Genomic DNA, 22,063 nt, shown 5'->3' with positions numbered 1-22,063 from the left:
TCCTCCATTTAAAACTTAGATTAATGGAGGAGGTTAACTTGCGTAACTGTGCGGTAAACAGGTTTCCCTACGCCGGTATTATCCGGTTCAGGTATCAGGGTGTAATCTCAGCCCGCTATGCAAGCACCCCCAACCTTGGTTGTGAGCTGTAAAGATACGAGGCTTTCAAATATTGAACAAGGAACATTCAACATTGAATGCTGAAAGCAAGAGTTATGGTCTATTTAGTGGTAAGTTTTTATCATTCAGAAAAGTCTCGCCAAATGTTATCTTAGTTAAGCTCAAAACCCAATTAATGATTCAATATCATGATTAAGTATTTTCCCGTATTACTTCTGTGTGTATTCTTTGTTTCCTGTTCCTCTTCAGAGAAAGAGACAAGAACTTCTCCCGAAATATCTGATCAGGATGTTTTGTCGCATATTACTTTTCTGGCAAGTGAGGAGATGCGGGGACGCGAAGCAGGAACGGCTGAAGAAGCGGCAGCTGCAAATTATATCGCGGACCTTTTCAGAAGTTATGGGTTGGATCCGGCTGGAGAGGATGGCACGTATTTCCAGGAATTCACGATCAATACCGCCGTGTTGAATAATCCACATGCCAGCGCATCGGATACTTCGGGCGAAAAAAGATTGTCTAAAAATGTGGCTGCGTTACTACAGGGAACCGGGAATTCAGATGAGGTAATTATTGTAGGCGCACATTACGATCATTTGGGAATGGGAGCTTTTGGGTCGTTAAGCAGCAGCAGTGAACCCCGAATTCACAATGGTGCAGATGATAACGCCTCGGGCACGGCAGGGGTTCTGGAATTGGCTGAATATTTTGCAGCAAACCGGCCCGAGACGGATATCTTGTTTCTTGCATTTTCCGGGGAAGAAATGGGTCTTTTAGGATCTCAATATTATGTCGAGAACCCAACCGTTGAGCTTGGTAATGTATTGGCCATGATTAACATGGATATGGTAGGACGAATGAGTAACGGACGCCTCATGATTTTCGGGGTAGCTACAACAGATAGCTGGGAATCTATTTTGACCGAAGCCAATACGGATTCCCTGGACTTGGATTTAATACCTGATGGAACTGGCGCCAGTGACCACACCAGTTTTTATTTCAAAGATATCCCGGTTCTACATTACTTCACGGATACCCATGCGGATTACCACAGACCCTCAGACGATACCGAATGGATTAATGCCGACGGACAAGAACAGCTACTCGGTCATTTAGTTCGGGTGATTGAAAAGTTGGATGAACTGGATAAAGAAGAGCTTGTATTTACCCAGGCTCCTGGCGAGCAACAACGAAGAGTAACCATGAATGGCCCGACTTTAGGTGTGCTTCCTGATTATGGCTATGACGGTGAAGGGTTTCGCATTACCGGAGTCAGTGACGGTGAAGCAGCTGATCGCGCTGGATTGGAAGGTGGAGATATTATCATCAACATTGGCGGAATGGATATAGCTGATATCTACAAATACATGGAAGCTCTGAATGAGCTTGAAGCCGGACAGCAAACAACCGTTACGGTTTTACGAGACGGCGAAGAAATTACGTTTAACCTACTGCTATAGGATTCTGCGAAGAAAGTCGTCATCCCGGACATGGTCCGGGATCTTTACTTATTCAGATCCTGAATCAAGTTCAGGATGACAACATGGGTGGGTTAAAACTCTACCAGCCAAAGGCTCCTTTTCCTCCAACTATGGGCAGAGTAAGTGTGGTTTCATCCAAATCGACGGTCAGTTCCGTTCCCGGATCCGGATGAATAGTGAACTCCTTATCGCTGCCGAAAATTAACAGCCCAATTTGCTGGCCCGGACGTATAATTTGATCATCAGGTTGTAGCTCAAAGCTCAGCTCATAAAACTTACCGGGTTTGAGTGGAGCACTTTCAGTTAATGATTTGTGATTTTGTGGGTCAGCCCACCCGCGCGTTATAATGTTATCGGTAATGCGGCCGTTTCGTCGCTCATCCCACGGAAGGGAAACCAGCCAAACCGATAGGTTAGCGGCTGGTTTGCTGCTTGCCAGTTTTATATTTATGGTTGCCAACCCTGAAATGTGGAGGGAATCTTGTAGAGGCGTAGTGACATACAATAGCCGGTGATCGGTGATTTCAGCGCGCGCTAATGATTCCCCGTCAAAGGAAAAATTGTCTACCAAGGACTCTGTTCCCTGCTTATCAGGCTTAGTCAGAGTGAGATTTCCCTTTTGAGGTGCTCCGCTATTCAGGTAAAGGGTAACAGGCTCAGCAGCTGGGTTTGGGTAGTCAGGATAAAAAGTAGGATTAGCCGGATCATCATACTCCCGTACAATCCATGCTCCTGTTTCATCCTGAATGCCGTTATCTACATCAAACAGATAATGAGTAAACCAGCGGTTCATCATTTCAACCGGAGGTGGGCCGCCGTGTCCAAATTGGTGGTAATAAATCTGAGTGTGAAGCCCGATTTCTTTGGCTTTGGCATAAATACGATAGCTGTGTTCGGGCATCACATTCCAATCATTGAAACCGTGGCTCATCAACATAGCCGCTTTCATTCCGGGCATATCATTCAGGTAGTCACGGCTTGCCCAAAATTGATTATAGTCGCCGGTGCGGCGGTCCATATTGTTAGCCATTTCAGTATCCCGGATTCGCTCGTTATTGCTGGCGCGCATAGATTCTTCCCCACTGTGAATAAAATCATAAAGCACATCTATATCTTCACCTAAATATCCGCCAGGACTGCGAACCAGTCCATTCGAGCGATAATAATGATAATAAGAAGTATTTGGGGCCACGGGGATAACAACCTCCAGTCCTTCCACTCCGGTAGTAGCAGCGGCAAGAGGAAGTGTGCCATTGTAAGAAGTACCGGTCATTCCAACTTTTCCGTTAGACCACGTTGCCATTACTTTTTCATTTCCATCGCGGGTAGTGTATCCGTTGTCTTTGCCGGCCAGCCACTCAATGACGGCTTTAGGTGCGAGTGACTCATTTTCTCCACCAACAGTTGGAGCACCATCAGAAAGTCCCGTTCCCGGTGAAGAAGAATGAACAACCACGTATCCCCGTGGAAGCCAGGTTCTGATTTGAGAGTTGGAAATGACGGGACGTTCTCCTCTGCGAATCACCTCAGGATGGGCTCTTCGGGTTTTTCCTTCTCCAACTTCATTGGATCCAAGTTCACCCAATTCGTGTCGAACATTCCAAAAAAGACCGTCTACCATGCCCGCGGTTCCGGCGTAGTATGGACTGGTTTCGTACACCACCGGAAGTTTCAAGCCATTTTCTGTTTGCTTGGGGCGTGTCACATCTACATGCATACGGTCAGGTTTACCATCCTGGTCTGAGTCAAATTCCGTTTCAACCCAAAGGTCTTCCCGAATCCAGTTATCCGGGTTTTCGAGTTCAGGAATAACTTGTGCTCTTCCATTTTCAATGACAGGAATTTGAATATCCTGGGCGGTAATCCGGCTGCCTGACAGCACAAATAGCGTCAGTACAAAGAGCGAAAGCAGGTATTTGTTGAACGTGTTCATTATTTGAAGATCTGTTTTAGAGGATGGCAGGAATGTAACGGATAATCGGAAAAGTGTTGTGCAAAAAAGTTTAAAGCTCTTTCATAACTAAAAATCTCAAGAGGTAATCTCGTCCATCAGCATGTTAGCTCTTGCTCCCGACTTTCCGGTGCTCGGGCATTTGCCCTTTCCTCTTAATTCATTAACGATTGTTTGAATAAGCGGCTGTTGAACATGGGCTGGATATGGAAGTGAAAACTCCTTATGGCCCGAGGGGTTGTTTAAAATGATGGGCGCATTTCCATCAAAGGTGCTAAACCGAATGAATCCTTCACGCCCTAAAATTACAATTTCGTCTTTCTTTTCATCGGGTTGAACCGTGAAGTTCCAGTGTCCTGTACCCGATGCATTATTTCTGAACTTAAAGCTGGCAGTCAGAACATCCGCAGCGTTGTACCAGTCCATTGTATTGGCGGCGTTTCCGTTTATATCCTCAATTTCTCCCAGCAAAAACTCTATCAGGTCAAGCTGATGGGAGGCTAAATCATGAAAGTATCCTCCGCCTGAAATATCTGGTTTGGTTCGCCAATTATTGTGTTCCGTTACATTTTTAAAGTCGTCAGGTTTTGGGGGCTGCATCAAATTGATTTGAAGAGAAGTAACTTTTCCGATGGCTTCCTTTTCCAATAATTCTTTCACCTTCAAAAAATACGGTAGCGCCCGCCGATAGTAGGCTACAAAAAGGGATACTCCAGCTTCTTCACAGGCGGTAATCATGTTCTGGCACTCGGCATAATTCATACCCATAGGTTTTTCTACATAAACCGGCTTCCCGGCGGCAGCTGCCTTTTGTGCGTAAACAGCATGAGCATTTGGAGGAGTCGCAATATAGAGGGCATTTACTTCGGGGTGGTTAATAAGCTCATCGGCATCTGAAAACCATTGGGGAACGTTATGCCGGGATGCATAGTCTTCTGCCTTTTCAGCATTGCGCCTCATTACGGCTACTAGTTCAGAGTGCTCAATTTTACTGAAGGCCGGCCCGCTTTTAACTTCGCAGACGTCTCCACATCCTATAATGCCCCACTTAATTTTATCCATTTTGTACTGTAAGCTGCTTTTAATTGACAGAAGAGTATAGCCAAAAAAAAATCCCTCACACAAACGAATTCATGTGAGGGATTAATGCAAGTAGTGAGAACCTTAGTCCTCGTTGTTTAGTTTACTTGTTCATTAGTTTTCGGAAATCTTCCAAAGTACTGCGCACTGCTTTGGCTGATTCCTCTAAAAGGTCTTGTTCTTTTTCGTTTAAGTCAACCTCGATCACTTCTTTTATACCACCGTTGCCCAGTTTCACAGGTACGCCGATGTAGAGGTCATCAATACCATATTGACCGTCGATGTGCGCACAAACCGGGAAAATTCGGTTTTGGTCAAGAAGAATAGCTTCAACCATCTGGGCAGCAGCAGCTCCGGGAGCATACCATGCTGAGGTTCCCATCAGGCCGACAATCTCTCCACCACCTTTTTTGGCTCGCTCTACGATTTCGTCTAATCGTTCTTCGCTGATGAAGTGGGTGATTGGCATTCCGGAAAGGGTTGTAAATCTTGGAAGCGGAACCATAGTGTCACCGTGTCCGCCCATCAATAATGCTTGGATGTCTTTAGGGGAAACGTCTAATTCATCAGCTATAAATGCACGATAGCGGGCAGTATCAAGGATTCCGGCCATTCCCATTACTCTCTCATAAGGAAGCCCGCTGGCTTCTTTGGCTACCTGAACCATCACGTCAAGTGGATTAGAAACCACAATAATGATGGTATCCGGAGAGTGTTTAGCCAGTTCTTTAGAAACACCGCTTACAATATTAGCATTGATTTCGAGCAGGTCATCGCGGCTCATTCCAGGACGTCTGGGTACTCCGGCAGTAATCACACAAACATCAGATCCGGCCGTGTCAGCATAATCTACGGTACCCTTGATGCGCGTATCAAAAAGATGAACGGGCGCAGATTCCCACTGGTCCAAACCACGGCCTTTAGATGGATAAAAAGTTTTGTCTCCGTCTTTCTTCTCAATATCCACGGCGACGATTTCTTTGCAAATGTCTCGTTGTGCGAGTACGTCAACTACGGTTGAGCCAACGTTACCTCCAGCTCCAACTACTGTTACTTTCATTATGTTTTGTTTTTAGTGTTCAGTTTTCAATTAAAATAATTTCGTTTTATGAACCTCTTATAAAGATAATAAATCAATGAGCAGGTATCAGGAATCAATCTTAATTCTGATTTCTCCTTCTATCCATTCCCCACATTAGTTTATTCCGTAGTGTTTCAAAATAATCCTGACCCGGAAGGTGCACGAGATCAAACGTTAAATCGGATTTCAAGATTTCAACTTCAAAAGGAAAGTTTTCAATTTCATGGACCTGCCCGTCATAGGAAAATTGAACTTCGCTCTGCTGTTTTTCAATAACAACCCGGAGAGGTTTATTGGAATTTAAAACCAAAGGACGTGTTGTAAGGGTGTGAGGATTAATTGGAGTAACTAAAAACACTTCGGTACCTGGTGCCACAATTGGTCCGCCGGATGCCAGGTTGTAGGCTGTGGAGCCTGTTGGTGAGGCTACAATCAATCCGTCTGCCCAATACGTGTTAATCAGACTCCCATCATATTCAGCCGTTACATTCACCATCGAGATGGAATCTCTCCGGGTAAACAAAAATTCATTGAGGGCATGATATTGATTGCCATTTGAATCGGTAGCCAGTAAAAATGAGCGCTTGTCGAGCGTGTAATCGTTATTGAGGAGACAGTCGAGCGCGCGTTCCAAATCCTCAATCTGCGTGTTGGCCATAAAGCCCAGTCGCCCGCTATTTATTCCCAGAATCGGTTTGTTGATATCTTTTGAAATGCGGGCGGTATACAGTATGGTTCCGTCGCCCCCCATAACCAGCACAATGTCTGAAGCCTTTATAGAATCGATGTCCGAATTCGTTTTTTGAAGAACATCCGTGCTATTGAGACCGGTTTCCTCACAAACATCGGCATTAATAAAAAGCGATATATTCTTTCGTTCAGCCCATTTAATGGTGCCCGAAAGAACTTCCCGCACTTCATACTTTTGCGGATTAGCGATAATACCCAGTTTCATTAACTACCTCCCGTTTTCTTAACAGACACCAGGCTGATATTCCATGGCTCATGAGTAATGCTAATTCCGGAGACAGAGACATTATTCAAAATAAAAACAGGAGACTTCCAGGTGAGGAATTTCTGAGTACCCGGGTAAGGGCGGGTAGATAAAGCAATATCCTCGGAGATGGCATAGGAAGCATTCATAGTAAATGAAAAACCCTGTGCCGTTGCCTTTGTAGCCAGCTTATCGAGAAGAAAAGTCTCGAATGGATGCGTTGTCTGAGTGATGGTTAATTGTCTGCTATTGCTAGATTCAACTCCTGCTGAATCTACCATACTAATCGAAATAGAGCCTCGTGCAGAAAGAGGCAATAAAGACCGGGGGTCGATAGCGTCAAGCAATTCATTTATTTGTGCACTTTGCCCCGAATGCTGGTTGTAATAAAGTTCATAAGAGGAGTAAACAGGTGTTTGCTCAAGTTGATATGAATCCACAACACTATTTAACAGATTTCCTGTTGAATCAGTAATGGAAATCAATGTTGAGCTTCCGGGTTCTATGAGCGCGTCGATATCCTTTTTAGCAAATTCCTGATATAAATTCCTTTCCGTTAACCCAGAAACGATATCGAGCCGGTTAATTTTGGGAGCAAAGCCCCGGTATCCTCTATTCTGTGTTAACAAATGAACGTTGCCTTCTTTCTTGATGAATGCGAATCGGCCGGTTCCAGCCGGTTTTTGGATGGGACCGTTATTAGACGGAACACTCTCTTTTGCATAAATAGAAGCCATTGGGTGTGCCAGCCTTTTCAGAAAGTCAGAAGCTGGCTTATTCATAAAAAATACGACAGTGGAGTCATTTCGGACTTTGATGCCTTCAATGGTATTGAGTGCTCGCTTGGCCGGATTCTTTACATAGGTCTGCTCATTGTGATAAGCTGAAAAACCCCGGATATCACTAAAGTGATTTGCGGTAAAGTCTGGTACATTATTGTGAGCCATTCGTTCAAATACATAACGAACATCGCTTGCTAAGAACCGTCGCCCGGAGCCGTTTTCGAAGGCTGGCGAATTATGAAAATAAACAGTGGTTCTCAGGTGAAAGGTGAACTGTGTGGAGTCTGTATTTACTTCCCAACTTTTAGCCAATGCGGGTGAAGGATTGCCGGAGCTGTTCAGGCTGGTAAGACCTTCATAAATCAGGTTATTTACTCTCCATTCGCTGTTTGATGAAGCAAAAAGCGGATCAAGAGATTCGATTGCCGCTATTTCTCCAAGGCGGATTTGCACAAAATCATCCTGGGAAGGATTAATATTGGTGTAAACAGAGTCAGCCGGGTTATTAAGTAATTCAGAAGGGTCTGTTTTTACAGTAACGGTCTCCAGTTCCTTACCACAGGAAATGAAAACAAGTAAAGGAGATAAAAGGAGAAGAAGTTTTTTCATTAAGCTAGATATATCGGTTTTAATAAAACAAAATATGAACGAAGGAAATCATTCCCTTATTGGTGGTCAGAGGTTAGTTTTTACTCCCTTTTAATCCTTTAATGCCTTTTATGGCCTTTTCGCTTAGCAAGTTGGTTTCATAGCTGCGAACGCGTCCGTTTTTGGCCCGGTGTTTCTTTAACCCGATTTCAATGAGTTCGTTGAGTAATTGTGTGAAGTTTAAATCAGACTTATCCCAAAGATAGAATGAGAAAGAACCGGGAATAGTATTGATTTCGTTAAAGAAGACTTCTTTAGTGTTGGCATTAACAAGGAAATCGAGTCTTGCTAAACCAGAAGCATCTAAAGCAGAAAATGTTTTGGTGGCCAGATTCTGAATCTTCTTAGTGAGTTCATCGGAAATATCAGCGGGAATAATCCGGTCGGCAGAAGCCATTCCTTTATCTGCTCCTTCCCCGCTCTGGTATTTATCTTCAAAAGAAAGAGTCTCGGTTTGTCCAAGAGGCTTTTCGCAAACGCTGGCCCGGCATTCATCAGGAGTTCCCATCACCGAACAATTGATTTCCATGAGAGGGTTCACAGCCTCTTCGATTAACAGGTGCTCGTCATAACGAAAGGCAGTTTCAACAGCATCAATCAGTTCGTCCCTTGAATTGGCGATAGCTACCCCAATGCTGCTCCCGAGGCTCACGGGCTTTACAATCAGCGGGTAATCAAACTCTTCGGCAACAGTAATGATGTCTTCCTGTTCTTTTTCCCAGTCGGTCTCGTAAAAGTTTACCGCTTTGGTAACAGGGATCCCGTTTGCGGCTGCAACCAACTTTGCCTTCACTTTATTCATGCCTAAAGACGACCCCAAAACGCCGCTTCCGGAATAGGGAACATCCATCATCTCACAGACACCCTGAAATGAGCCATTTTCACCCTCACTTCCGTGAAATGCACACAAGACTGCATACACAGGATAGCTTTTGGGTTTTGAAAAGAATCCGCCGCCATCCTGCTCCTTAAGATGGGTTTTGCCTGTTTCGTCTTTTACAAAGGCACAGGAAACGGAATTACTCTCGAGTTCAGGCAGGTCTTTGAAGTTACTGAGGTCCATAAGTTTTTCTCCGGTTAGCCATCGTCCCGATTTTGTAACATAGAGAGGAATACAGTTATAAGGACTCCCTTCAAGAGCTGAAATAGCCTGAATGGCTGTTAAAACAGAGACTTCATGTTCTGGAGACACGCCTCCAAAAGCGACAATAAGGTTTTTTTGAGTCATAGCGGGCTGAATGTATAATTGTAGCCGAAAATAGGATTGTTTCCGCTTAATTGTTAATAGTATGGAAGAAAAGAGTTTAGAATACAAAACTCCCTTTTCCTCTAAATTCATGAAACTTGATCTTGTTCCTCAATATGATATTTTCAATATTTGCTGTTCTGACCAATCTTTTAAAATATAGCGTATGGGCACTGTAATCACATCTGTTAGTCAATTGAATTTTACAATTTCGGAGCTGGAACCAATGCCTGCTCCGCAGAAGGTTTTATTGGTAAAGCCGACATATTTTTCGGTAGAGTATGTGATTAACCCGCACATGGAAGGTAATATCGGAGGCGTAGATAAGCTTGCCGCTCAGAATGAATGGGAGCATCTGAAAGCTGGATATGAAGAACTCGGACTTTATGTGCATGTGGAAGAAGGCAGGCGTGGATATCCTGACATGGTATTTTGCGCCAATCAAAGCTTGCCGAACATCACTAAAGATGGCAAGAAAGAAGTAATTATGAGCGTGATGAACTCGGATCAGCGAAAAGAGGAAGTGCCTTTTATTCAGAACGTTTATGAAGAAAGCAGCTACGACATCGTACACCTGGATGAAAGCCGGTTTTCAAGCTTCGAAGGAATGGGAGATGCGATCTGGCATTTCAAAAAAAGGTTATTATGGGGTGGATATGGCTACCGCTCATCCAAAGAAGTGTATGATGTAATTTCAGATACTTTTGATACTCCGGTTATCGCTTTGGAGCTCATCGATGAGCGATTCTACCATTTGGATACCTGCTTGTGTATGCTCAATTCCGAAACGGTCTTAATTTATCCTAAAGCGTTCACCGACGAGGGACTGGAGCTTATTCACACCCTTTTCCCAAATGTCATCGAAGCTTCCAAGTATGAGGCCGAAAAACTATTTGCATGCAACGCTACCTGCCCGGATGGCAAAAATGTATTTATTCAACAAGGCTGTGTGGATGTAAATCATAAGCTGAAGGAAGCCGGCTTTAAGGTTCATGAGTTCAGTACCTATCAATTTCTGAAAAGCGGCGGCTCTGTTTTCTGCATGAAGATGCTGCTTTGGTAATTGTGCTTTGTGTCTGACTTAGAGTTGGTTTTTGTAGTACTGCATAAAAGCTATAATTTTATTTCTGTACTCCAGTGCCTTTAACCTAATTTCTTTACACCTCTCCTCTCCTTAGGTAAATAATTTAAGTCGGCTAAAATATAGGTTATACTTTGTACTTCAGAAGCTGAGCTTTGAGAAATATTGAAGAAGTGTAAACCATCCCGACTAATTCTCTGGCACATTGCCAGCATTCAAGTTCTTCAAATTTTTGTGCTATCCCCATAACTTTCATTTTTCTTTTCTTGTTAAGAGCGATTTCAAATATATTCCTTACAAAATTATTTCAAGTATGTGCATCTGACCACGCACATCGCACAAAGCACTTTTTATATGAATTATTTGAAATCCGGAATTTCCTTTCTGATTCTCTTCGCTGTCACCATTTCACTCAATACGAAATTTGCATCAGTGCCTCCCTTAGGTAAGTTTTTTGATCCGGATGCCGGGTTCTGGGCCAACGCCGAAACAAAGGCTCCGGAATCAGAAGAACTAAACATTTCCGGGTTGAAAGATGAAGTCTCAGTGTATTATGATGATCGGCGGGTTCCCCACATCTTTGCTCAGAACGAGCATGACTTGTATTTAGCCCAAGGCTATATTGTAGCTCGTGACCGGCTTTTCCAAATGGAAATGCAAACCTATGATGCCGCAGGAAGACTGGCCGAGATTGTGGGGCCAGCTTTATTAAACAGAGATAAGCAAACCCGGCGCTGGGGAATGCCTTACGGAGCAGAAAGAGCATGGCAGGAAATCCAAAACGACCCGGATATGCTCGCTGTGATTACCGCCTATGCGGATGGAGTAAATGCTTATATCAATCAATTATCACCGGATGAATATCCCCTGGAATATAAAATTCTGGATTTCACACCCGAAAAATGGGAGCCGATTAAAACAGCTCTTTTACTTAAAAACATGACCCGGACGCTGGCTGCAGGCAATAACGAAGACCGCACCAGTAACACACTGGCTTATTTTGGGGATGATTTTGTGAGCCGGTTCTTCGCGCAGGAACCAGAACTCAATGACCCCATCATTCCTCCAACAAGAGAGTGGGATTTTGAAACGGATATTCCTGAAGCTCCCGATAGCTTATATGTGCCGGCTGCTGCAAAAGAACTTCAAGCCTTTACAACCGAAGAAGGAATCGGAAGCAACAATTGGGCGGTAAGCGGATCCAAAACTGCATCCGGATATCCCATTCTCGCCAACGATCCTCACCTTTCACTCACCCTGCCGTCTATCTGGTATGAAGTACAACTTAACGCACCCGGCGTAAATACCTATGGAGTAAGCCTGCAGGGTTCTCCGGGGGTGATTATTGGGTTTAATGAAAAGGTAGCCTGGGGTGTGACTAATGTAGGTTCTGATGTGCTGGATTGGTACGAGATTGAATTCCGGGATGAAAGTATGCAGGAGTATTGGCATGACGGGCAGTGGAAACAAACATCGACACGCATTGAAGAAATTAAAGTTCGCGGTGGAGATACCGTAATGGATACAGTGGTTTACACACACCACGGACCGGTTACAAAAGTGGGGTCAAGAATAAATGAAGAACGAGCACCGGCTTTTCATGCCATGCGCTGGATTGCCCATGAAGCTTCCAACGATCTCAAGACATTTTATGGATTGAACCGGGCAGAGAACTATGCTGACTATGTGGCTGCACTGAAAGAATACACGGCACCGGCACAAAACTTCGTATTTGCCAGTAACGAGGGAGATATCGCTCTGTGGGTAAACGGAAAACTTCCAAAAAAATGGAAGCATCAGGGCCGAACGGTAAGTGATGGAACGGATCCTAAATACGACTGGCAGGGCTGGATTCCCCAGGATCAGGTTCCGCATATTAAAAACCCCGAGCGTGGTTTTGTGAGCTCAGCTAACCAGGAATCGGCCGCTCCCGATTATCCGTACTATCTGGATGATGACTTTGCTCCTTTCGAGCGCGGAAGAAGGATTAACGACTTACTGGAATCGATGGAGGGGATCACGCCAGAAGACATGCAGAATATGCAAATGGATGACTATAGCTATTATGCCTCAACCTTTTTGCCCAGCCTGATCATGTGGACGAATACCGATAGCCTGAACGAGGAAGAAAAGGTAATCTACGACCTGATGACTCAATGGAATTATTATATGGATGCGGAAGAGATGGCTCCTTCTATATTCCGGCAGTGGGCAGGAAATTTTTACCGGGCGGTTATGTATGATGAATATGAAACCACGGATGCCAATTTGCGCTATCCATCCCGCGATATGTTTGTGGAAGTGGTTAAAAATGATCCTGATTTTTCTTTTATAGATAATATAAATACTGAAGCTAAAGAGACCAGAGAGGACATTGCTACTGCAACGCTAAAAGAGTCCGTATCTGAATTGACGAATGCATGGGGTGAACCTGGAGATCGGTGGAAATGGGGCGTGGCCATCAATAACGACATCAATCACTTGGCGAATGTGCCGGGTATGGGAATGCAAAATGTGTTTAGCAGCGGATCTTCTGATGCGATAAATGCAACACGAGGAGAACACGGGCCTTCATGGCGTATGGTGGTTGAATTGGGGCCGGAAGTAAAAGGCTGGGGAGTATATCCCGGTGGGGCTTCTGGAAACCCGGGTTCACCTAATTACGATTCCATGATAGAAACCTGGCGAACCGGAGGATTATTCGAGCTGGATTTCTTCAAGGGGGAGCCAACAGAGTTTAATTATAAGATTAGCCTCAAAAATTGGGGTTCAGAGTGAAGTCTTCTTCATCAGCTAAAAGAAGCAGAAGCTTGATTCGGCTTAGCTTACTGTTGCTCATTGTACCTGGTTTGTATCTCAGCCTTTGGTTTTCAATTTCCGGGGATCAATCGCTGACCTATTTCGAACAAGTTCGGCATCTGATGAGCTATTTCCCGGAGCCGATTCGAAATCCATATGGAATTACGCTGACTTTCTTTGGAATGAGTTTATCAGCTGCTATCCTAAGTTTTTATGGATATCTCAAAAGTGAATCAAAAAGAGCACAAATGATAAGCGTCATAATAAGTTGTGTGGCGACTTTACTAAGTGCCTGGCTTGGAATGACAATTCTCTGAAAAACCATTCAATATTGGTTGGTATTGAGGAGTGCTCTTTGTTTAGATTTCCCCGGTCCCTTTTTTCGTCATCAAGAATTTGTCAATGGCCAGCATAATAGGCGTACTGGTAATAATTATGACAAGAGTAGCCGCGTGGGCAATAGTTGCGTAGGCAAGTCCGGTAGCCTCAGGAACCGCATACAAGATAAGTAGTGTCTTGGTGATGAAAAGATGATAGGTTCCTACACCGCCTGGGGTAGGAATGGAAATTCCCACAGCACTAACAACCGTCAGCACGACGGCTTCTGTGATTCCCAGGTCATAGACATTCTGCATATCAAACATCCAGAATCCAATGTATGTCATGGTAATGTAGAAAGCCCAAATCAGCAGAGAATAAAAGATGAATAATGGCCAGTTTTTGAGCTCTTTGATGGCCAGCAGCCCATCTACAAAAGTCCGGATAATTTTCTGAATCCTATGTACAAAGTCGGCAATTTTACCTTCTGTCTTTTCTTCCGCTTTTTTGAAAAGCCAAAGGAGAGCACCTAATCCTAAAGCGGCAAACAAACCATATTTCCCAAGGGTGAGAATAAAGTTGAGCTGTGTTTCAGAGCTGGTGATGTCAACCCCAAATAAGCGTGAAAGTACCTGTGGATCGGCTACTAAAAATACTACAACGAAAGCCATCAGCAGCAACATCCCCAGCAGGTCAACCACGCGCTCCAGTACAATGGTGCCGATAATCTTGCTGTTGCTTTCATCAACCTGACGGGCTACGTAAACAGGCCGGGCTACTTCACCGACTCGCGGCAGAGGTATATTTACCAAATAACCAAACATAACTCCGGTAAACAGGGTGGTTTTAGTAGGAGTTTTTTCTTTATTGGTGAAAAGCATCTCCCATCTCAATGCCCGAATAAAGTGAGCAAAAAGTGTAGTTGCAGCAAAAGGTACTATCCAGGACCATGACATGCCCCGCGCCGATTCAACGACCTCGGCAAATTCAACTTCTCTAAAAGCCAGCCAAAGAAAAAGTGCCCCGAGAAGAACACTTGCTACAATTTTTAAAATCTTTTTAGTCTGCATCAGTATCTCATGTCTACGACTTCAGCATCCCCGGGATACTCAAGCTGGAAAAGGCCGTTTTCTGGTGTCAGAAAAGTTCCGTTGGTAAAGGTGGTTACAATTTCATTATCTGAAATATCCCAGGCCTTTATTTCAACCGGACGAAACTCAGCATCAATCATAATTTCAACCCGGATAAAAACAGCGAAATCGTCATTTGATACCAGGTTGATTTTGGTCTGACTACCCATTTTCTCTTCAGAGACGGTATAAGTTGTATCGATTCCACTTAACATTCTGGAGGGTGCAAAATCATCTTCATCTGCATTGTAAGTATCGATAATAACGCGGTTTCGGGAAGGATCGTAGACCTTGGATGTTTCTCCGTCAACAACTACAACCTGCCCATCGGCTTCGAGTTTGTAGCGAACTTTATCGAGCCAGATTTGCCCTTCGCTTTGGGTCACTTCCCCGGTGTAGGAATCTGTAAACGTTTGATTGAACATGGCCCGAAAAACCTGGCCTTCATCAAACTTTTCTTTAAGCTGGTTGAATTGTGGGGTCTGAGCAAAAAGAGAACCAGAACAGAGAACTAAAAGCAGGAATAAAAGAGATAACCTGCGGGAAAGGGACTTAATCATACTCATCGAGATTGTCCAATAATTCCTGCAATTCTTCTTCGTCCTGAATGAGAACATCCCGTGCGGTGCTACCCTGATATGGTCCAACAATTCCTGCATTAAATAATTGATCTATAATTCGTCCGGCGCGGTTATAGCCGATTTTCAGTTTACGCTGTAGTAATGAAACCGATCCCTGCTGATGTAAAATCACAAGCTTGGCCGCAGCTTCAAAATACTCGTCGATATCATCCAGCGGGTCCGGAATATCTGCTACATCTTCTTTAATGATAGGAAGATGGAAAGGTTCCTTGTATCCGGCTTGCTGACCTATGAAAGAGTTTATTTTATCTACTTCTTCGGTTGAAACGAAGGCATTCTGAATACGAACCAGCCCGGTGCCATTGTTAAACAACATATCTCCCATGCCAATCAGTTGGTCTGCTCCGCCCTGATCAAGGATCGTTCTGGAGTCAACCTTGGAGGCTACTTGATAGGCAATTCGTGCCGGGAAGTTAGCCTTAATGGTACCGGTAATTACGTTAACAGATGGTCGCTGGGTTGCCACTACCAAGTGAATACCAATTGCTCTAGCCAGCTGCGCGAGTCGGGCAATGGGCTCTTCAATCTGCTTACCGGCGGTCATCATCAGGTCAGCGAGCTCATCGATAATCACTACAATGTATGGTAAATGCCTGTGTCCCAACTCTTCGTCCAGTTCACCGGTTGCATATTTTTCATTGTAAGATTTAATATCGCGGACCATAGCCATTTTAAGCAGGTCATAACGATCATCCATTTCCTTACACAAGCTTTCCAACGTTTCCTGAGCCTTGGTAGTATCCGTTACGATAGGCTCGTCGGCATCAGGCAGCATCGCCAAAAAGTGATTCTGAATATTCCGATAGAGAGAAAGTTCAATCTTCTTCGGATCAATCATTACAAACTTCAGGTTGTCCGGATGGCATTTATACAACAAACAGGTAATAATCGTATTAATACCCACCGACTTACCTGAACCGGTAGCACCGGCAATCAGCAGGTGAGGCATTTTGGTAAGGTCGATCATAAAAACTTCGTTCTCAATGGTCTTACCAAAGGCTACCGGAAGCACAAAGTTCGTTTCTACAAATTTCTTGGTGTTAATCACTTGCTTGATGTACACCGTTTCACGCGTACTATTTGGAACCTCAATACCCACAGCTGATTTACCTGGGATAGGAGAAAGCATACGCAAACCTTTGGAAGCAGTGGCCATCTTCAGGTCATTGGAATAGCTTTCTATCTTGGAGATTTTCACATCAGGAGCCGGCTCCAGTTCATAAAGTGTAACTGTAGGTCCGACAATAGCATTGATGCCCACAATCTCAATTTTGTGGCGCTTCAGTTTATCAAGGATGATCCGCTTGTTCTCTTTAATTTCCTCCAGGTCCACTTCGTTACCCTCGTTAGGTGGAGAATCAAGCAGATCTACTTTAGGAAACTTGTACTTGATAACGGGGACTTCCTTGGCTTTTTCCCGATTCTGTTTATCAAGATCTTTTTCATCGGCTTCTTCTTCCCCTTTCCCAACAAAAACGGAAACTTCCAGGTCGTTTTCTTCCTCATCAACCACTTCCTCTTTTTCAAGCGAAGCACGCTGACGGGTATCCAGTGTCTTAACTTCCTTCTGCTCTTTCTCACGCTGCTTGCGCTCTTCCTCTTCCGACTTCTCCACCAACTCATCGATGGAGGGAGCTGGTTTTACAGGTTCTTTGTCGTCCTGAGGTTCAGCGATTTCTTTTTTCTCGAGCTCATCGTCATCTTTGGATGTAGAAGATGCTCTTTCTTCTTTTTCAGCTGTTTGTTGTGCCTTTTTTTCTTCCTTAGCTGCTTTTTTGGCTGCAATACGCTCTTCACGTTCTTTGGCTTTTTGCTCCTTACGGAGTTGTCGTTCGGCTCGCCAGTCTTCTAATTTATCCCGCAGATTATCCATCCAGATTTTCACGCTGTCGATGGTTTTTTGCAGATCACGATCTACAAACATCAGCAAGGTGACAATCAGCAGCACAGATAAAATGAAAATAGAGCCAATCCCGGTAATGTTTTGAAGAACCTGAGAAATGGCAATGCCAGCCGATCCACTCCAAATCGAGTCAGCCGGGAAATCAGCATTGGTGCTCAGCCATCCTATAAAGGTAGAAAGCAATACCATCCCCCAAATGGAAAGTACGGTCAGCCATCCAAGTTCTTTAAAGTCGCGGCGGCGAAAGGTGTGCCAGCCATGATAGCCGGTAATAAGTGCGAGAATAATACTGGTGTAACCAAATAAACTGTGAACCAGATAATGAGATAGATATGCCCCTACCGGACCCAGCCAGTTTTTCACCAGTCTGGACGAAGCATCGGGATTGAATAAATCCAAAAAGGAGATGCTTTTTGCATACTGGTAGTCTTCCGGGTTGTAGGAAATGATACTCAACCCGAGTAAAATCGCTATCGACATTACGATAATGCCAATAATTTCGACTTTACGGTTAGAATCCAGCCCCGTAGTTGTAGATGTATTTAAGTTATTTTTAGCCATTCAAATTGGTCAGGATGCCATCCCGCATGCCGGGAAGCACATCAAATTCATTTACTTTGCAACAGAATTCAATATCGCCATTTGGAACCAGTTCAGCCAATCTTTTTGCATGATCACTTTTACTGATAGCTCCTTCTAAATCATCCCCAAATTTTTGGAAAAGACCAAATGCTACTTTGGCTCCGTCTTTGGCCGAGTCGGGTAGCTCTCCACCGGTTATAGTGTGCAGGAGTGAACCGGCAAATAAAGTGTCTTCAATGGAAAGGCGCCCCTGCCAGCCGGAACAAACGAGAACCACTTCGTCATCATGTTCTTTGAGTGCATTAAGTATGCTCTGCTGATTCAGAAAAGTACCCACATAAATCTGGTTAGCCAGGGAAGCTTTTTTGATGGCCTTGGTGCCATTGGTGGTGTTGAATATCAGGGTTTTCCCTTTTACCACATCAGGTTCATATTCAGCGGGGGAATTCCCAAGGTGATATCCTTCAATTTTGGTTCCGTTTTTCTCGCCACACAGCAGAAAGTCTTTTTGATCCATGGTATTGGCGATCTTCATGGCATCACTCATATCTGCTACGGGGATGATTTTCTTTGCTCCGTTACTCAGTGCAGTTGTGATGGATGAAGACGCTCTCAAAACGTCGATAATAACCGCAGTTTTCCCGCGCAGCTCTTCTTCCTGAAAAGCCTGAACGGAAAAGAAAACGTCGATATAATTAATCTCTGGCATATTCTCTCTTAATTAATTTTTGATGAATGGTGGCCGGGTAACCGTTGCGGTGGCCGTCTTTTTGCGGATACTTATCTGAATTTTTGTTCCTTCATCCGCGTACTCTTTAGCAACGTATCCCATACCTATACCTTTACCTAAAGTAATCGACATTGTTCCACTGGTTACTTCTCCAATGGCTTCTCCCGCATCGTTTTGGATCTCATAGCCCTGGCGAGGAATATTGCGTTCCCCTTCAACTATAAAGCCTACCAACCGACGGTTTAAGCCTTCTTCTTTTTTCTTGAGGAGAGCTTCCTTTCCAATAAAATCACCCTTCTCAAATTTCGTAATCCAGCCTAATCGGGCTTCCAGGGGGTGAGTGTCTTTGGTGATGTCGTTACCGTACAGTGCATAGCCCATTTCCAGCCGAAGGGTGTCGCGGGCACCCAACCCGCAAGGCTCAATGCCGAATTCTTCGCCGGCTTCCATGATGGCATTCCAGACTTTTTCAGGGTCGGCATGACTTTTGTCAAAATACAGCTCAAAGCCTTTTTCTCCCGTATATCCGGTAGCAGAAAATACCACATGCTCCATGCCGGCAAGGCTTCCCATTTTATAGGAATAAAACCCGATGTCGCTCAAATTCAAATCCGTTAGCTTTTGGAGCGTCTCCACCGATTTTGGCCCCTGAACTGCCAGTAAGCAGGTATCGTCAGACTGGTTGTGGACGTTGGCATCAAACGTGTTGTTTTTGGTAATCCACTCAAAATCCTTTTCAATATTAGATGCATTTACAACCACAATATAACCTGCATCATCAAACAGCTTGTACACAATCAGGTCGTCCACAATGCCCCCGTCTTCGTAACACATGCAGGTATATTGGGCCTTTCCTTCCACAAGTTTAGCCGCATCGTTAACCGTCACTTTTTGAATGAGGTCCAGTGCTTCCGGGCCGCTGATGAAAAATTCACCCATATGCGACACATCGAATATGCCGGCTGCCTCACGAACGGCGGTATGTTCGCTTTTTATTCCTGCATATTGAACCGGCATCTGATACCCGGCGAAGTCGACTAGCTTTGCGCCGGCTTTTTCATGAATGGAATAGAATGGTGTCTTTTTGGACATGTATTAGGAATAGATTCGTTTTTGTGTATTTCGGTTCACAAACTTTCCCCGAAATTTCTAAGCACTATCAGTTGGAAGGTAAGGGTTTGTAAACCAAAAATCGGCATAACATAGGTATTTCTTGGAAATGTTTATGCGTACCTCTTTAAAATCAAAAATTGGCTATTCGTCCATCGGTTCATTGCCAATCAGTCTGAATAGAGAATAGCAATTAAACGAATGACTGTTTTTTGTTGGACGGTTTTTAAATCACTCGGTTAAGTTCTTTGAAAAACTTTTGTAACAAATCGTGTGTGTGTGTGACTCTTATCTCAAAATTATTGATAAATAGAGTTCTATCACATGAGATATACGTTGTTTTTATTTTTTGGGGCGCTTTTAATTGTTGGTTGTAAAGATTTTGGGATGAATTCAAGATCAGTTGTTGAGGAATTCAAAAGTGAGGGTGAGTATGCTTTACCTAATCAGGTCAATGTCTCTTGGTGGGAAGGTGGCACAAATGGCCAAAATCTTAATAAGATGAGTGTCTCATCATTAAGCCGGGAAAAGGTAGAGAAGTTATATCAGCTTTTAGAAGAATATAGTTCAAAAAAGAAAACGGAGTACGTAGCGTTTTTAAGTAAAAAGAAGGAAAAAAGTAACGGTAAAGTAAAGTTTAAGTATCGTTACTTTAAGCTTAAGCCTCATCAAAAAGATCTTGAAGCAGCGAGGGGAGAGAAAACTTTTTATTATCACATTTACGTTGACCCGGCTGATAATGAAATTTACCAAATATTAGCAGTTATTATTCCTAATACAGAAGAGCAGATAGCCAGCGTTAAAGAATGGGGTGGTAAATTAAATGGCAACAGCTCGGGGCGAAATTCATCGAATAGTAAGAATAAAATATTAACATGCACGTATGAAGAAACGTTGAGTTGGGAGCCATTATGTGGCTGTTTTAGTATAGGTACCGTTGAAGTATGCGCCCCCGCCGACGATGCCATAGATGACGGTGGGTCTGGAGGTACTGGTGGAGGATGTTATTATTCGGGAGGAGATTGTGACGAAGCCCCTTATAACCCACCGGGAGGAAGCCATGATGACCCCGACCAGGAAGTTTGTCCCACCGGACAGGTTGAAGACGCAGATGGAAATTGCATTGATGGCGAAGTACCTTGTGTGGGGAATCCTGTCAAAAATCCTAGAATTGCTGAGCAAACTAATAGTGGCATTGAAGGGGGTAGGTTTGGAAATACACGAAACAGACCAAAACCCCATTTGGGAATTGATATAAAAAATGATGTGGGAAGTCCATTTTTTAGTATGTATAGCGGTACCGTAGTAAGTACTGGACATGACCCAGAAGAATTAGGTTACTGGGTGACAGTTCAAATATCTGTTGATGGAGAATATTACACAATTCAATATAATCACTTGAAAAAGAATGGTAGACCTGGAAAAAACACACAAGTTAATCCTGGAGACGTGATCGGAATTCAAGGGTTAAGTGGAAATTTGGAACGTGCTATTTTCAAAGATTATACAGATGACCCTCATACCCACATTGTGGCAAGGAAACGGATAAGTAACGGCTGGAATTTAGAAGATGACTACAGCGATGAAATCAATCCCGAACAAATAATAACAACAAAATTTGACAATAATGGGAATCCAGTTGCCGGGACTGATTGCTAATTAATAAAGATATAGGAAAAACCATGAACAATTTATCATTAATAAAAACTATACTTTTACTTTGCTTTTTTGCATTGGACACGAATATTAATGCACAAAACCAAATTGATGATCCTTCTTCAATTAATCCAATTCAAACACAGCAAAGGGGTACAAATATAATTTCATGCAGTGCTTATGATGCCATTAAATATAAAGGTCATACCATCAACCAAATCAATAACACTCAGGGTATTATCTCTGGGGTACATCAGCTTTGGGGCAGATCCGATTCTGTATCAGAAATGAGTGGAGTTCGGAAAAGAGTATTTTTGTATGGAAACAACCGGGTAAGCTTTAATTATGAGCATGGGTACCTAGCTGGTATGGGTATAAAAGAATCAAACTGGCCAATTACCGTGTTAGGAAAAGAAATCAGAGTTGGAAATTCGTTTTCTGAACTAATGCAAAAATTCGGTGATGATCTAAGAATAATTTATAAATCGGCTATTTCTTCAAGATATGCCGTTTCATTTGGATGCAATGAAAATGATTACGACGGTTTACTTATTTACTTCCAACCAACTACCCATGAAGTGGAAGAAATAAGATATTTTGTAAATAGTTAATGCTATGGAACATTTTTTATTCATACCAAGTATTGTACCATATTATACACATCTTGTAGTATTAATGAAAAAGCTATAGATAATCCGAATGCAACTTCATCAACAGAAAACCAGATTATTGG

General features: G+C 43.5%; 18 protein-coding genes and 1 riboswitch. Of the genes, 6 read left to right on the top strand and 12 right to left on the bottom strand.

Annotated elements, in window-relative coordinates; all coding sequences use genetic code 11:
- Positions 1-47: 47 nt before the first annotated feature.
- Positions 48-141: riboswitch (TPP riboswitch) on the bottom strand.
- Positions 142-308: 167 nt separating this feature from the next.
- Positions 309-1,577, top strand: coding sequence for a M28 family peptidase (locus RIB15_RS05190; RefSeq protein WP_350201090.1), 1,269 nt, complete (start codon positions 309-311; stop codon positions 1,575-1,577).
- 100 nt (positions 1,578-1,677) lie between these two features.
- On the opposite strand, the gene RIB15_RS05185 is transcribed toward RIB15_RS05190, so the two are convergent.
- From RIB15_RS05185 to RIB15_RS05160, 6 genes are all read right to left on the bottom strand, one after another.
- Positions 1,678-3,531 (bottom strand): Xaa-Pro dipeptidyl-peptidase, encoded by a 1,854-nt coding sequence (locus tag RIB15_RS05185; protein ID WP_350201089.1) that lies wholly within the window; start codon positions 3,529-3,531, stop codon positions 1,678-1,680.
- A 96-nt stretch (positions 3,532-3,627) separates the two neighbouring features.
- A complete protein-coding gene (locus RIB15_RS05180; protein ID WP_350201088.1) occupies positions 3,628-4,611 on the bottom strand; it encodes a Gfo/Idh/MocA family protein in 984 nt (327 codons plus the stop codon).
- Between the two features lie 121 nt (positions 4,612-4,732).
- Entirely contained in the window at positions 4,733-5,689 is a 957-nt protein-coding gene (gene mdh / locus RIB15_RS05175; protein WP_350201087.1) for a malate dehydrogenase, read from the bottom strand.
- A gap of 100 nt (positions 5,690-5,789) precedes the next feature.
- On the bottom strand, positions 5,790-6,665 hold the full coding sequence (locus tag RIB15_RS05170; protein ID WP_350201086.1) for an NAD(+)/NADH kinase: 876 nt from the start codon (positions 6,663-6,665) through the stop codon (positions 5,790-5,792).
- Positions 6,665-8,095, bottom strand: a complete 1,431-nt coding sequence (locus tag RIB15_RS05165) for an ABC transporter substrate-binding protein (protein ID WP_350201085.1) — start codon at positions 8,093-8,095, stop codon at positions 6,665-6,667. The genes RIB15_RS05170 and RIB15_RS05165 overlap by 1 nt, the downstream gene beginning before the upstream one ends.
- Positions 8,096-8,168: 73 nt before the next feature.
- The gene (locus RIB15_RS05160; RefSeq protein ID WP_350201084.1) at positions 8,169-9,362 is read right to left on the bottom strand and encodes a D-alanine--D-alanine ligase family protein; all 1,194 of its coding nucleotides are present in this window, start codon (positions 9,360-9,362) and stop codon (positions 8,169-8,171) included.
- A 214-nt stretch (positions 9,363-9,576) separates the two neighbouring features.
- Here RIB15_RS05160 and RIB15_RS05155 point away from each other — a divergent pair, with 214 nt between their 5' ends.
- Positions 9,577-10,443 (top strand): dimethylarginine dimethylaminohydrolase family protein, encoded by an 867-nt coding sequence (locus RIB15_RS05155; protein WP_350201083.1) that lies wholly within the window; start codon positions 9,577-9,579, stop codon positions 10,441-10,443.
- An 80-nt stretch (positions 10,444-10,523) separates the two neighbouring features.
- Here RIB15_RS05155 and RIB15_RS05150 read toward each other — a convergent pair whose 3' ends face one another.
- A complete protein-coding gene (locus RIB15_RS05150; RefSeq protein ID WP_350201082.1) occupies positions 10,524-10,667 on the bottom strand; it encodes a four helix bundle protein in 144 nt (47 codons plus the stop codon).
- Between the two features lie 148 nt (positions 10,668-10,815).
- On the opposite strand from RIB15_RS05150, the gene RIB15_RS05145 reads away from it, so the two are divergent.
- Together RIB15_RS05145 and RIB15_RS05140 are read left to right on the top strand one after the other, a co-directional pair.
- Entirely contained in the window at positions 10,816-13,239 is a 2,424-nt protein-coding gene (locus tag RIB15_RS05145; RefSeq protein WP_350201081.1) for a penicillin acylase family protein, read from the top strand.
- On the top strand, positions 13,236-13,577 hold the full coding sequence (locus RIB15_RS05140; RefSeq protein WP_350201080.1) for a hypothetical protein: 342 nt from the start codon (positions 13,236-13,238) through the stop codon (positions 13,575-13,577). The genes RIB15_RS05145 and RIB15_RS05140 overlap by 4 nt, the downstream gene beginning before the upstream one ends.
- Positions 13,578-13,619: 42 nt before the next feature.
- Here the strand turns inward: RIB15_RS05140 and RIB15_RS05135 are convergent, their stop codons facing one another.
- Genes RIB15_RS05135 through gcvT form a run of 5 tightly spaced genes read right to left on the bottom strand, consistent with a single transcriptional unit; the run spans position 13,620 to position 19,656 of the window.
- Positions 13,620-14,648: a lysylphosphatidylglycerol synthase transmembrane domain-containing protein gene (locus RIB15_RS05135; protein ID WP_350201079.1), complete on the bottom strand. Its 1,029-nt coding sequence runs from the start codon at positions 14,646-14,648 to the stop codon at positions 13,620-13,622.
- Positions 14,648-15,268: a LolA family protein gene (locus RIB15_RS05130; protein WP_350201078.1), complete on the bottom strand. Its 621-nt coding sequence runs from the start codon at positions 15,266-15,268 to the stop codon at positions 14,648-14,650. The genes RIB15_RS05135 and RIB15_RS05130 overlap by 1 nt, the downstream gene beginning before the upstream one ends.
- On the bottom strand, positions 15,261-17,813 hold the full coding sequence (locus RIB15_RS05125) for a DNA translocase FtsK (protein ID WP_350201077.1): 2,553 nt from the start codon (positions 17,811-17,813) through the stop codon (positions 15,261-15,263). Before RIB15_RS05125 ends, RIB15_RS05130 begins: the two co-directional genes overlap by 8 nt.
- Positions 17,806-18,543 (bottom strand): 2-phosphosulfolactate phosphatase, encoded by a 738-nt coding sequence (locus tag RIB15_RS05120; RefSeq protein ID WP_350201076.1) that lies wholly within the window; start codon positions 18,541-18,543, stop codon positions 17,806-17,808. Before RIB15_RS05120 ends, RIB15_RS05125 begins: the two co-directional genes overlap by 8 nt.
- A 12-nt stretch (positions 18,544-18,555) precedes the next feature.
- Positions 18,556-19,656, bottom strand: a complete 1,101-nt coding sequence (gene gcvT / locus RIB15_RS05115; RefSeq protein ID WP_350201075.1) for a glycine cleavage system aminomethyltransferase GcvT — start codon at positions 19,654-19,656, stop codon at positions 18,556-18,558.
- A 342-nt stretch (positions 19,657-19,998) separates the two neighbouring features.
- Here gcvT and RIB15_RS05110 point away from each other — a divergent pair, with 342 nt between their 5' ends.
- The gene (locus tag RIB15_RS05110) at positions 19,999-21,333 is read left to right on the top strand and encodes a M23 family metallopeptidase (protein WP_350201074.1); all 1,335 of its coding nucleotides are present in this window, start codon (positions 19,999-20,001) and stop codon (positions 21,331-21,333) included.
- Between the two features lie 23 nt (positions 21,334-21,356).
- Entirely contained in the window at positions 21,357-21,941 is a 585-nt protein-coding gene (locus RIB15_RS05105) for a hypothetical protein (protein ID WP_350201073.1), read from the top strand.
- Positions 21,942-22,063 lie beyond the last annotated feature (122 nt).

It is taken from the genome of Gracilimonas sp., assembly GCF_040218225.1.
Classification (GTDB): domain Bacteria; phylum Bacteroidota; class Rhodothermia; order Balneolales; family Balneolaceae; genus Gracilimonas.
This window is presented reverse-complemented; position numbering and strand designations above follow the sequence as displayed.

What these genes read in the sequence shown, in the direction of transcription:
- RIB15_RS05125 (WP_350201077.1), bottom strand. Translation starts at nt 17,813, where the DNA reads ATGGCTAAAAATAACTTAAATACATCTACAACTACGGGGCTGGATTCT.
- RIB15_RS05135 (WP_350201079.1), bottom strand. Translation starts at nt 14,648, where the DNA reads ATGCAGACTAAAAAGATTTTAAAAATTGTAGCAAGTGTTCTTCTCGGG.
- mdh (WP_350201087.1), bottom strand. Translation starts at nt 5,689, where the DNA reads ATGAAAGTAACAGTAGTTGGAGCTGGAGGTAACGTTGGCTCAACCGTA.
- RIB15_RS05190 (WP_350201090.1), top strand. Translation starts at nt 309, where the DNA reads ATGATTAAGTATTTTCCCGTATTACTTCTGTGTGTATTCTTTGTTTCC.
- RIB15_RS05150 (WP_350201082.1), bottom strand. Translation starts at nt 10,667, where the DNA reads ATGTGCCAGAGAATTAGTCGGGATGGTTTACACTTCTTCAATATTTCT.
- RIB15_RS05120 (WP_350201076.1), bottom strand. Translation starts at nt 18,543, where the DNA reads ATGCCAGAGATTAATTATATCGACGTTTTCTTTTCCGTTCAGGCTTTT.
- RIB15_RS05165 (WP_350201085.1), bottom strand. Translation starts at nt 8,095, where the DNA reads ATGAAAAAACTTCTTCTCCTTTTATCTCCTTTACTTGTTTTCATTTCC.
- RIB15_RS05160 (WP_350201084.1), bottom strand. Translation starts at nt 9,362, where the DNA reads ATGACTCAAAAAAACCTTATTGTCGCTTTTGGAGGCGTGTCTCCAGAA.
- RIB15_RS05105 (WP_350201073.1), top strand. Translation starts at nt 21,357, where the DNA reads ATGAACAATTTATCATTAATAAAAACTATACTTTTACTTTGCTTTTTT.
- RIB15_RS05130 (WP_350201078.1), bottom strand. Translation starts at nt 15,268, where the DNA reads ATGATTAAGTCCCTTTCCCGCAGGTTATCTCTTTTATTCCTGCTTTTA.
- RIB15_RS05110 (WP_350201074.1), top strand. Translation starts at nt 19,999, where the DNA reads ATGAGATATACGTTGTTTTTATTTTTTGGGGCGCTTTTAATTGTTGGT.
- RIB15_RS05145 (WP_350201081.1), top strand. Translation starts at nt 10,816, where the DNA reads ATGAATTATTTGAAATCCGGAATTTCCTTTCTGATTCTCTTCGCTGTC.
- RIB15_RS05180 (WP_350201088.1), bottom strand. Translation starts at nt 4,611, where the DNA reads ATGGATAAAATTAAGTGGGGCATTATAGGATGTGGAGACGTCTGCGAA.
- gcvT (WP_350201075.1), bottom strand. Translation starts at nt 19,656, where the DNA reads ATGTCCAAAAAGACACCATTCTATTCCATTCATGAAAAAGCCGGCGCA.
- RIB15_RS05185 (WP_350201089.1), bottom strand. Translation starts at nt 3,531, where the DNA reads ATGAACACGTTCAACAAATACCTGCTTTCGCTCTTTGTACTGACGCTA.
- RIB15_RS05170 (WP_350201086.1), bottom strand. Translation starts at nt 6,665, where the DNA reads ATGAAACTGGGTATTATCGCTAATCCGCAAAAGTATGAAGTGCGGGAA.